Origin of the sequence: Mesorhizobium sp. M7A.F.Ca.CA.001.08.2.1 (assembly GCF_003998455.1) — a bacterium.
Lineage (GTDB): Bacteria > Pseudomonadota > Alphaproteobacteria > Rhizobiales > Rhizobiaceae > Mesorhizobium > Mesorhizobium ciceri.
Window position 1 is genome coordinate 1 of sequence record NZ_RZPW01000238.1, and the last position, 8,207, is coordinate 8,207.

The window sequence follows — 8,207 nt, forward strand, 5'->3', positions numbered from 1 at the left end:
GCGCGGCGCGGTCGTCATTCGCCGTCGGCGGCGTTTTCTGATCGGGAGATTTGGCCATGTCCCGAATATGGGATTTCCTGGCCAAAATGGAAAGAGCGCGGTGGGGAGAGGCGTGCCGGACAGCGCTGCTCCTGACAGCAGGCTGTCAGGAGCAGTGGGAAGGCGCCCGAAAGCCTCTTGTCGTTACACGCCCCTGGCGGCTGATGCGACCTGCGTCGCCGACCCGTTCAGGCGCGGCACCACGACGAGGCGTTTGATTTTGCCCTTCTTGAAAGCGGCGAGAAAGCGCGCATAGTCCTTGAAGGCGACGCAGCCGCTCGACTGGGCGTAGCGGCCCCGGAGCAGGTAGGTATGGGCCAGCAGGCCGTTGCGATTGTATTTGTTGCGGCCATCGACCGGTGTCAGGCGCAAGGCCTCCACTCCGTGGAAGCGCGACTCGCGCATCGACAGATTGTAGGTGTTGGGCGGCGTGGGTCCGCGATTCTTCTGGTCGGCATAACGCGGCTGGTCCGCCATGGCGCCGATGCCTGAATGCGCCTCCAGCCTCGAGCCGTCAGGCATGTAGACGGTCGCGCTGCTGATGTCGTACACGGCGACGCCATTGCCGGCTCCGCTCCTGGCGGCTGGCGAGTTGAAGAGGTTCCTGAACGCCTTGCCAAGGCCGCCCGAGGGCGTGTCGGGCTTGGCATAGGCCAGCACATCGCCGCCATCGGCCGGCCGGCCTTGCCGCGTCGGTTTTGCCGGCTGGGCCTGCTGGACCGTCTCGCGTGCCGGCTTCGGCTGCTGAACGGATTTCGGCTGCTGGACGGACTTAGGCTCCTGCTGGACCACTTTGGGCTGCGGCGCGTCGAATTGCGGACGCCGGGTCGGCAACGGCACGTCGTCGGTCAGAGCGTCCGGCAGGGAGGCGGCATCGCCGGGTTGATCCTGCTGGGTTTCGACGGGTGAAACCACGACATCGGCTGACGATTCCTCGATCGGCAGCGGTGAGGCGAACGCCTCGTCGTCGGCCGGCAGGGACTGCACCAGAGCAAGCGCCAACTGCGAATTGTCCGGCGTACCGGATTGGGCAAAGCCCATCGGAGGCGGTGCGGTCTGAACGACCACCGAGTCGGTATCCAGCCGGGCGAAACGTTCGGCCGCCGGAACTGGCATGTTATCGGACAGGCTGGCTGTGAGCTGGACGGAGGGCACCAACGACGCCTCGGCAATTCGCGGTGCGACTGTGGAGATCACCGGGCGGGTGTTGGCACTGGCGGCAGGCTTTCCGGCGTCGGCAAAGGCAGCGGCCAACTTCATCGGCGAAAGCGACGCTTCCATGCGTTCGAAGCGCTCCTGCGCCTTCGACTTCACGGCGGCGGGCATCGGCTTTGCCTGCGCTACAAGGCGTTCGGATTTTTCCGCCCGCGCGCTTACCCTGGCCAGCTTGAAACAGCTGGCGCCGCACTGCACCGAATGATCATGCAGGGCCTGAGTGCCGCCATTGGCGTTGGCCAGCACGAAGGGTGCTTTCAAAAAGTGCTGTTTCAGCGGATCGGCAAGTGCGAGCGATCCCGCTGTCGACAGTGTCTGGGGCAGGCCAACCGAAGTTGCCGACAGAGAGGCGCCGACGGAACTGAGGCCAGCCATGGTGCCGATCAACCAAAGACCGATGGCGGTGCTGACGCAAGGCAGCGCGACCCAGCGGGCCACCCGGCCAGCGTTGAAGGAAGGGGAACGTGGAGCATCGACGAACTCGCCGCCCTCACGCTGTCCCCGGTTTTTTTTGTGTGTACTCAACAACGCCATGCAACCAATCTCGCTTCAATCGGTTTCCCCGTACGTGGCCTTGAGAGCCGCGACGACCATTCTGTGAGTGATCCCAGGTGGTCCCCGACGCGTTTGCCGCGTCTGTAGTTGGTTGCCGATTGCTTCAAAATATGGACAAAGTTGGTTAATCAATTCCTCTCAAAACCAACGACGAGATGTGGATTTTGGCCAAATCAGCCTTCGTCCACGGCCAGGAAAGTGGTGTTGTCGCCCTTCCGACCTGGTTTTGCTGCCTGTTTTTGGCGGCCGAGTCAAGCAAAACAGCCACTGCTAATTTTTACGCAGCGCCTCCGCGCGGTGTATGCAGCGAACCGACTGCCGGCAGACCTGCCTAAAAAAGGCGCGCGTGTTTCCGGTAAAACTGTTGCCTGCCATGCTAGATTTCTCGCGGGAAGGCGGCCTCAAACGGCCCACCCTCAGTTGAACCAAAGCGCAAACGTCAAAAACCCGCCGCCGCCGAACTGGCGCTGGATCTGGTCGAAATCGTCGCTGGTCACGAGCTCGCCGCTTTCGAGGTAGGGCGCGATGGCCGGGCCGGTGATCGACAGCACGAGATCGAAGTTTTTTGGCTCGTCGAAGAAGCGCTTCATGTTGATGCCAAGCCCAGTACTGGCGGTGACGCGGAAATGCGGCAGCAGCTTGCGGCCTTCCAGGAGATCCTCGGCCATGGTCAAGGCGGCGAGCCAGGCCTGGACCTGCTCCTCGCCGACTTCGAGGCCGGTGAGCGGGTTCTCGCCCTTCTGCTGCGGTCCAGGCAGCCATTCGCGGTCATTGTCGGTCTCGGCGCGGATCGCCTTCCAGTCCTCGCGCGACAGCCGGATCATTTCCAGCAGGTGGCGGCGCGCCGCTTGCCGGCGCTCCGGTTCGATCACCGGCCAGTTGACGAGATGCACCATCGAGATGAAATCGGCGATGCGCCATTCCGAGGAGAAGATGCTCGAGCCCATATCGCCGGCCGGCGGCACCAGAATATCCTGCAGCGGCAATTTGGCGCGCGGGAACAGCATGTGAAACGAGCCGTCGAAGGTGCTCCTGAAATCATGCGCCAGCCAGAAATCGGCCTGCGCCATCAGGAACTCGGCATAGCCCTGCAGCCAGTAGCCGTCGGCGCGGTCGAAGCGGAAGGTGAGCGTGGGGGCGGCGGCGTCCGACGAGATACCGCCGCGCGAGAGTGAGGCGATGATCGCCGCCATGCTCTCGTCCGGCGCGATGGTGCCGTCCTCGTTGAGGTCGATGCCGGCATGGGTGAGATCGATGACCATGCCGATATCGGCATCGGGCGGCACCGAGGCAAACGTGGCTGCGGATTTCTCCAGCCGGTCACGGAAGCCGACCAGGATGGCGCGGAACTGCTCGTAAGTGAGCGGCTCGGGATTGGGATTGTCGGGCACTGGCAACCGCATCAGCGGCAGCATGAAGGATTGCGGGCTTTCGAAACCATGACGGCGCTGGCCGGTGGCCAGGATCTCCAGTGCGGTAAAGAACTCGCCCGCCCCGGCCGCATAGGCGGATGCCGGGTCTTTTGGCGCGGCAGCCTCCAGCGTCGAGAGAGCGGTGTCGCGCGCGGCCACGGTCTTCGCCTCAAACAATGTGGTTGCCGCTTCTGGCATTGCCGCCGACGCGGAAGACAGCGGCAGGAGCAGAATGAAAGCGGATGTCAGCAGGCCTGCCAGTCGTGTCATCTTTTCCCCCCAATGTTTGTCGCGCAGTGCAAACATACACCATTTGCAGCGCCGCGCTTCAACCCGCCCGGCGGACGGTCTACACAGGGCAAACAATTGGGCATCGCGTGTCGAATTATCCGTTTTCCTACAAGCTGTCCTGGCTGCCGCGTTTCCTGAAGCCGTCATTGGCCGGCGACGCTCAAGACTTTGCGCCGATGGCCGGGACGCTGATGGATCCACCGCCGAAGCAAGCGGTGCGGCTTGCCTTTGTCGGCGACATCTCGGCGGTGGCCAACCGCAGCGCGCCGGATTGCGATCCGGCGATCAAGGCGCTGCTCGGCGCTGCCGATCTGGTGATCGGCAATTGCGAAAGCCCTGTTGTGGACAGGCCAAGCGCGGTGCTGGGCACAAGGCTCGGCACGCATCATGCGATGAGCGAGCCGTTCCTGGCCGAGGCGCTGACGGCGGTTGGGGTTGCGCGCGAAAAACTCGTGCTGTCGCTGGCCAACAACCATGTACTGGATCAGGGCATCGCCGGTTTCGACGAGACAATCGCGGCGTTGCTGCGGCTCGGCATCCGCACGATCGGCCTGGCCGACGGTCCGGTTGTGCCGATTCAGGTTGGATCGCTTGATATCGGCTTCGCCGCCTTCACGCTGTGGCGGAACGCCGATGAAAAACTGTTTGCCGGGCGCGTTTCGATGGACAGCGATCCGGCGAGCTGGCCACCCGCTGGCTTGGACCTTCTCTGCGCCGTGCCGCATTGGGACTGGGAGTTCCGACATTTTCCGCGCGACGGGACGCGAGCGCTGGCCAGGCGGCTGGCCGGGCAGGGCGTCAGGCTGATCGCGGGCCATCATGCCCATGTCGTGCAGCCGGTGGAAAAGATTGACGGGACGATCGTCGCCTATGGGCTCGGCGATTTCCTCGGTACCGCCTTTGCCCGGCAGCCATGGCCGGGCCGCATCGGCTCTATCCTCGTTGTCGATGTCAGTTCCGATGCTGGTACGCGCGGCAGGATCGCGTCTTACCGGATGCATCCCTTCATGCGCCTGCGCGCTGGCGACCACGAGCGGCTGGTGTTGGTGGAGGCTTTGGAGGGCCGAATGCGTGACAGGGTCGCGGAGCGACTGAAAGCGGTCTTCCCTTCTCCACCAACCGATGAAGGCGTTCCCGCTTAACCATCTGGCGGCCCTTGCAAAACCAACTATCATGCTCCCGCAGAGGCAGGATTGCGGGGGTAGCGGTGGAATCAGCGGATTTCATGCCGAGCGAAACGGTCATCGCCGGCATCCGAAAAGACATCGAGGCCTATGAAGCGGCGAGGGCTTCGGCGGTCCGGCGGGTGCGCTGGCGGGTGCCGGTGTTCGTGGGGCTGGTGCTGGTGGCCGTGGTGCTGGTCGCCTGGCTGTTCAACAAGGTCGCCGACCCCAACGAGCAATGGGTCTCGACGCCGCATGTATTTCTCTATGTGATCGGCTTCGCGGCTTCGATCCTGCTCTATTTCCAGGCCAGGAAACCGGCGACGGGGCTGCAGCAATCGTTCCGCGAGACGCTGCTGCCGATCATATTCGGCTTCATCGCCGACATGCGCTACCAGCATGGCGTGACGCCGAATTCCTTCGACCGGCTGCCGCGCACGGCGGTTGGTCCGTTCAACCGGCAGGCGTTCGACGACATCGTGGCGGGCCGCTATGAGGGGTTTCCGTTCGAACTGTACGAGGCGCATCTGCGGGAAGGGTCGGGCAAGGGCTCCTCGACCGCCTTCCAGGGCGTCATCGTCGCTTTCGAGACCATCGCGCCGTTTCCCGGCATATTGGTAGCGACGCGGCGGACCAACGCGGTGATCAGCTTCTTTCGCGGCATATTTGCCAGCAAGCTGCAAGAGCTGTCCAGCGGCGATGCTTTGCTCGATGCCGCCTACGAGTTCCGCACCGACAATCTCGGGGCGGCACAGCCATTGGTGAGCGGCCGGCTGGCGCAGGCGCTGAAATGGCTTGGCGAAACCTGGCCGGACGACCCAGCCCGCGTCGCGCTCCACGGCAGCGATGGTTTCCTACTGTTGCCGCATACGAAGAACTTCTTCGAGCTGCCGGATATTTCGGTGCCGCTCGACTACAGCAGGCATGTCGCGCCGATGATATCGGACATGGGCGCGATGCTGGCGACGGCGGCACTTGTGCGCAAGATCGGCGCGAAGGACGAAGCGGGTTGATCGGGCTGCGCTTTCAGCACTCGAAGCCGTATTTGTCACGCATGTAGTCCGCCTCTTCTTTCGACATTTTGTTGAACATGACGCACACGGTGAAGCTGCCGACCTGACGTTCGCCGCGTGTGTATCCCCAGTCGGAAATATCGTCCCTGGTGAATTCTATGTTCTGGCCGAGGACGACGTTGTGCACTTCCTCCGGCTGGTTTGCCAATATGCCGACAAATCCGGTTTCGGTGCGGCGGAACGGTATGACCCAGAAGTGTTCGGTGACGTTGCCGTCCCGTACCTTGACCTTCAATTTGAACCTCTCTGTGTCGGCGGGAGGCGCCTCGGACAGTGCCAGGAAGTCGTCCAGGCTGGCGAGCGCCTGCGCGGTCGCCGCTGCCATCTCTGGGTCGCCGGGAGTGAAGATAATTGTTTTGTCGTCGCCCGGATCCGTGGCTTGTGCGCCGGCCAATCCTGGAGCAAGCGCCAGCATCAGGGACATCGCAGTCCGGACTGCAAGCTTCATGGAAGGCCCCCCTTCATGTCAACGGTCGACACCATCCCGCATTCGACGTCGGTTTGCAACCGTAGCGCGAGTTTGATCAGCGTTGGCGTGGCGGTTTTTGAACTGATCCGCGAAACAAAATGTGTATCGACGATCGGTCAGCGCTCTGTTTCGTGATGCCGCCCGAGATGGATTGCGGCGGCTGCGTGGTGATCGAAAGCCGCCCGTCACAATCGGCCAAGTGACTCTTTTCGCGGACAGAAGTGCGTTCATTGGGGGAGCCGAAGCGGCCTGAAATGATCTAGGTCGCAGATAATGTGTCGGAATTAAGCCTATGATATTGTTTGCGAAAATTCACCCAATGTGATTTGCGGAGGGTGCGCTTTCCGTCCAGTTTCAGGCCGTCCGGTGCTGTCGTTTCCCAAGGCGGCGGTCCGGAAAAGTGAAACAGCACGGAGTGCTTACCAATGAAGAAGACCCTCGCAACCACCGCTGCTCTGCTCGCCTTCCTCGGCACCGCTTATGCCGCGACCGTTCAGGGCACCATTCAGGCCGTCGATCCGACGACCAAGTCGATCACCCTCGACGACGGCAAGATCTACCAGCTGTCGCCCGAAGCGACGATCGGGAAACTGAAGGTCGGCGCCAAGGTGGCGGTGACCGTCGATGACAAGACCGGCATCGTGACGTCGATCAAGAAGGCCTCGTAAGGCGTCAGCGTCGTTCGTCGGCAAGCCTGCTGACGCAATTTCAGACCCTGTTCCATTCTGGCCGGTCCTCAGGGGACCGGCCATTTCGTGCCCTCCACCCTCGACGCCAGGCAAAACGCCGTCCCGGCGGCGCCGCTATGGTTTTTGCCAAAGAGCCGCGCTATCCCTTGGCCAGCGGGGGATAGTCATGGCCGACGAGCAAAAAGGGTTTCGCCTGTCGCGGCGATTGCTGCTGGGTGCGGCTGTCGTCGGCGGCGCGGTGCTGTGGGGCGGCAACACGGTGGCGCGGCTGGCACGCGGACCTTCGGGGCCGAAGAACGCAGGACGGATAGCCGATATAGACGGCTTCGCGCTGCCTCTGAAGCCGCTGGACAATGCGCCGGCCTTCGATGCGTCACTGCCCTGGTCGGCAAAGGGTGGTGACATCAACGATGCCAGCGGCCTGTCGATGACCCCGGTCTACGGCGTGGTCGAGGTCAGCGGGGACGAGCACATCGCCAAGGCCCTGGCCTTCGCGCGTGCCAATGGGCTGAAAATATCGCTGGCCGCCATCCGCCATTCCATGGGCGGGCATGCCTTCGACGACAACGCGCTGGTGCTCGACCTCAGAAAGTTCAACAGGGTCACCGTCGATGCGGCGGCCAAGACCATGACCTTGCAGCCGGGCGCGCGCTGGCATGACATCCAGAACCTTCTGCATCCGCACTTCGCGGTGAAGGCGATGCAGTCGACCGACATCTTCTCGGTCGGCGGTTCGCTGTCGGTCAATGCGCATGGCATGGACCACCAGGCGGGTTCGGTGGCGGGCTCGATCCGCTCGATGCGGGTGATGCTGGCCGACGGTTCGGTGACGACCTGCTCGCCGACCGAGAACACCGATCTGTTCCGCCACGTCGTCGGCGGTTACGGCCTGTTCGGCGTGGTGCTGGAGGCGACGCTAGATATCGTCGACAACGCCGTCTACCGCACCTCGCGCGAAATCATCAAATCGGACGATTTTCCGGAATTCTTCGCCAAGGTGCTGGAGCCGAACAAGGATATCGGCCTGTTCTACGGCCATCTGTCGACGGCGCCCGGCAATTTCCTCGAGGACATGATCGTCTACCGTTACGACAAGGTGGCCGAGCGGCCGCCGGCCGATCAGCCCGAGATCGGCGAACCGGGATCGGTCGGGTTGAAGCGGGTGATCATCAACCTGGCGAAATGGGGCAGCCTGTTCCAGGAATTGAAATGGTTCACCGAAAAGACACTGGAGCCAAAATTCGAAAGCTGCACGGTGGCGCGCACCTCGGCCATGGCCGAGGTGCGCGCCACCGTGCAGC

General features: G+C 62.9%; 7 protein-coding genes. 4 read left to right on the forward strand and 3 right to left on the reverse strand.

The genetic code is table 11. The annotated features are described in order from the left end of the window. Nucleotides 1–183: 183 nt before the first annotated feature. Both EN914_RS15920 and EN914_RS15925 read right to left on the reverse strand, forming a co-directional pair. Nucleotides 184–1,788: a DUF2778 domain-containing protein gene (locus EN914_RS15920; protein WP_024504184.1), complete on the reverse strand. Its 1,605-nt coding sequence runs from the start codon at nucleotides 1,786–1,788 to the stop codon at nucleotides 184–186. A 437-nt stretch (nucleotides 1,789–2,225) separates the two neighbouring features. Next, entirely contained in the window at nucleotides 2,226–3,491 is a 1,266-nt protein-coding gene (locus EN914_RS15925; protein WP_024504183.1) for a hypothetical protein, read from the reverse strand. Nucleotides 3,492–3,598: 107 nt separating this feature from the next. Here EN914_RS15925 and EN914_RS15930 point away from each other — a divergent pair, with 107 nt between their 5' ends. Continuing rightward, a complete protein-coding gene (locus tag EN914_RS15930; RefSeq protein WP_024504182.1) occupies nucleotides 3,599–4,654 on the forward strand; it encodes a CapA family protein in 1,056 nt (351 codons plus the stop codon). Between the two features lie 83 nt (nucleotides 4,655–4,737). Then, entirely contained in the window at nucleotides 4,738–5,688 is a 951-nt protein-coding gene (locus tag EN914_RS15935; protein WP_245265350.1) for a hypothetical protein, read from the forward strand. A 13-nt stretch (nucleotides 5,689–5,701) separates the two neighbouring features. Here the strand turns inward: EN914_RS15935 and EN914_RS15940 are convergent, their stop codons facing one another. Beyond that, nucleotides 5,702–6,196: a YegJ family protein gene (locus EN914_RS15940; protein WP_024504180.1), complete on the reverse strand. Its 495-nt coding sequence runs from the start codon at nucleotides 6,194–6,196 to the stop codon at nucleotides 5,702–5,704. Between the two features lie 446 nt (nucleotides 6,197–6,642). Between EN914_RS15940 and EN914_RS15945 the strand changes: the two genes are divergently transcribed. Next, entirely contained in the window at nucleotides 6,643–6,885 is a 243-nt protein-coding gene (locus EN914_RS15945) for a DUF1344 domain-containing protein (RefSeq protein ID WP_013530037.1), read from the forward strand. Nucleotides 6,886–7,072: 187 nt separating this feature from the next. Beyond that, nucleotides 7,073–8,207: FAD-binding oxidoreductase (locus EN914_RS15950; RefSeq protein WP_164778752.1), on the forward strand; the 1,135-nt coding region annotated here is incomplete at its 3' end.

Bases quoted from the DNA above. Each gene is read 5' to 3' on its own strand.
- EN914_RS15920 (WP_024504184.1), bottom strand. From the start codon at position 1,788: ATGGCGTTGTTGAGTACACACAAAAAAAACCGGGGACAGCGTGAGGGC.
- EN914_RS15925 (WP_024504183.1), bottom strand. From the start codon at position 3,491: ATGACACGACTGGCAGGCCTGCTGACATCCGCTTTCATTCTGCTCCTG.
- EN914_RS15935 (WP_245265350.1), top strand. From the start codon at position 4,738: ATGCCGAGCGAAACGGTCATCGCCGGCATCCGAAAAGACATCGAGGCC.
- EN914_RS15940 (WP_024504180.1), bottom strand. From the start codon at position 6,196: ATGAAGCTTGCAGTCCGGACTGCGATGTCCCTGATGCTGGCGCTTGCT.
- EN914_RS15945 (WP_013530037.1), top strand. From the start codon at position 6,643: ATGAAGAAGACCCTCGCAACCACCGCTGCTCTGCTCGCCTTCCTCGGC.